This window comes from Streptomyces sp. NPDC052020 (genome assembly GCF_040680575.1).
In the GTDB taxonomy this organism is placed as follows: Bacteria; Actinomycetota; Actinomycetes; order Streptomycetales; family Streptomycetaceae; genus Streptomyces.
Genome location: NZ_JBFAWY010000094.1, coordinates 1 through 2,027 on the forward strand (window position 1 = coordinate 1; position 2,027 = coordinate 2,027).

General features: G+C 73.0%; 2 protein-coding genes. Both read right to left on the reverse strand.

The window, feature by feature from the left end; genetic code table 11:
• The coding region (locus tag AB0L74_RS34785; RefSeq protein WP_365661619.1) for a beta-ketoacyl synthase N-terminal-like domain-containing protein at window positions 1-920 on the reverse strand (920 nt) is incomplete at its 3' end.
• A gap of 148 nt (window positions 921-1,068) precedes the next feature.
• The coding region (locus tag AB0L74_RS34790) for a phosphopantetheine-binding protein (protein ID WP_365661622.1) at window positions 1,069-2,027 on the reverse strand (959 nt) is incomplete at its 5' end.

The window sequence follows — 2,027 nt, forward strand, 5'->3', positions numbered from 1 at the left end:
CCGTCCTGGTTCACCGCACTGCCCCGCACCACCGCCAGCACCCGATGCCCACGACGCCGCGCGTCGGACAACCGCTCCACCAGCAGCACCCCGACACCCTCGGCCGGGCCGAACCCGTCCGCCGACGACGCGAACGCCTTGGACCGCCCGTCGGCGGCCAGCCCACGCTGCCGGCTGAACTGCACGAACAGATCCGGGTTCGGCATGACGGTCACGCCGCCCGCGAGGGCCATGTCGCACTCGCCCTTGCGCAGCGCCTGCACCGCCAGGTGCAGCGCCACCAGCGACGACGAACACGCCGTGTCCACCGTCACCGCGGGACCGTTCGTCCCGAGTACGTACGCGACCCGGCCGGACAGGAAGCCCAGCGCCGCGCCGCTCACCAGGTGGCCCTCCAGCTCGGCCGACTGTTCGGCGGCGGCGCCGCCCGAGGTGTAGCCGGTGTGCCAGCCGCCGACGAATATGCCGAGGCTGCCGCCGCGCAGGGAAGTCGGGTCGATGCCCGCGTGTTCGATCGCTTCCCAGGAAGTGGTCAGGGACAGGCGTTGCTGGGGGTCCATCGCCAGCGCCTCACGCGGCGAGATCCCGAAGAAGTCCGCGTCGAACTCCCCCGCATCGTGCAGGAACCCACCGGCCCGGCAGTACGTACGGCCGGATACGTCCGGGTCCGCGTGGTACAGCCCTTCGACGTCCCACCCGCGGTCCCGGGGGAACTCCGAAATGGCGTCGTCCCCTTCCGACAGCAACCGCCACAGGTCTTCCGGGGAGTCCACCCCGCCCGGCAGATGACACGCCATACCCACGATCGCCACCGGCTCGTGCGCACGCCCCTCGATCTCCCGCAGACGCCTGGTGCTCTGCTGTAGCTCGGTGGTCACGCGCTTGAGGTAGTCGCGGAGCTTGTCTTCGTTGTTCGCCATGGCTCCTGTTTCTCGCCTGTCCGTCCCGTGTGTGCCGAACGTGCCGGTCATGTCTGTCGCCCCTCCGGGCGCGGCCCGTGTGCCTGCCGCGCCCGTCGTGCTGTGCCGGAGCGCCCGGCCCCTGCCCCCGCCTGTGGCGCCCTTCGGCTCAGGAGCCGCCGAGTTGCCTGTCGATGAGGGAGAAGAGGTCGTCGTCGGATGCCTCCTCCAGGTCGGGTGCGACGTTCTCGTCTTCTCCCAGTACCGCCGCGAGGGCCCTGAGCCGGGCGGCGATCTCCGGCCGGCCGCCGACGACCGGCGCGAGCGAGGCCAACACGCCCTCCAGCCGGTCGATCTCGGCGAGCGCCGCCGTGACCTGGCGGTCCGCCGCCGTACCGGAAGTGCCCGGCGTACTGGAGCCCGTCGGCCCGCTCCAAGCCTCGCCCGCCACGGCCGCGAGTTCGTCCAGCAGGTGCTCGGCGAGGTCCGCGGGGGTGGGGTGGTCGAAGACGAGGGTCGCGGGGAGCCTCAGACCGGTGGCCGCGTTGAGGCGGTTGCGGAGTTCCACGGCAGTGAGCGAGTCGAACCCGGCGTCGCGGAAGGCCCGGGCCGCGTCGACACCGGCCGGAGACCCGTGCCCCAGGACGGTGGCCACGTGCGTACGGACGAGATCCAGCACATGCCCGAACCGGTCCTCTGCCGCCATCGCCGCGAGCCGCCCGGCCAGATCGGTGTCCGCGCCGCCCGTGGTGCCGTCGGCCGCGATCCTGCGCGCGGCGGTCGGCGCCCCGGCGGGGCGTCGGCTGCGGACCAGTCCGCTCAGCAGCGGTGGCAGCATTCCGTCACGCCACTGGGTGTGCAGAGCGGCGATGTCCAGTTGGATGGGTACGAGTGCCGGGTCGTCCCGGCGCAGCGACGCGTCCAGGAGCGAGAGCGCCAACTCGCTCTCCATCGGGACCGCGCCGGCGCGGGCCAGCCGGGACCGGTCCGCTTCGTCGAGTCCACCGGTCATTCCGCTGTCCTCGGCCCACAGTCCCCAGCCGAGGGAGACCGCCGGGAGCCCGGCAGCCCGGCGCCGCCACGCCAACGCGTCCAGAGCCGCGTTGGCCGCCGCGTACCCACCCTGCC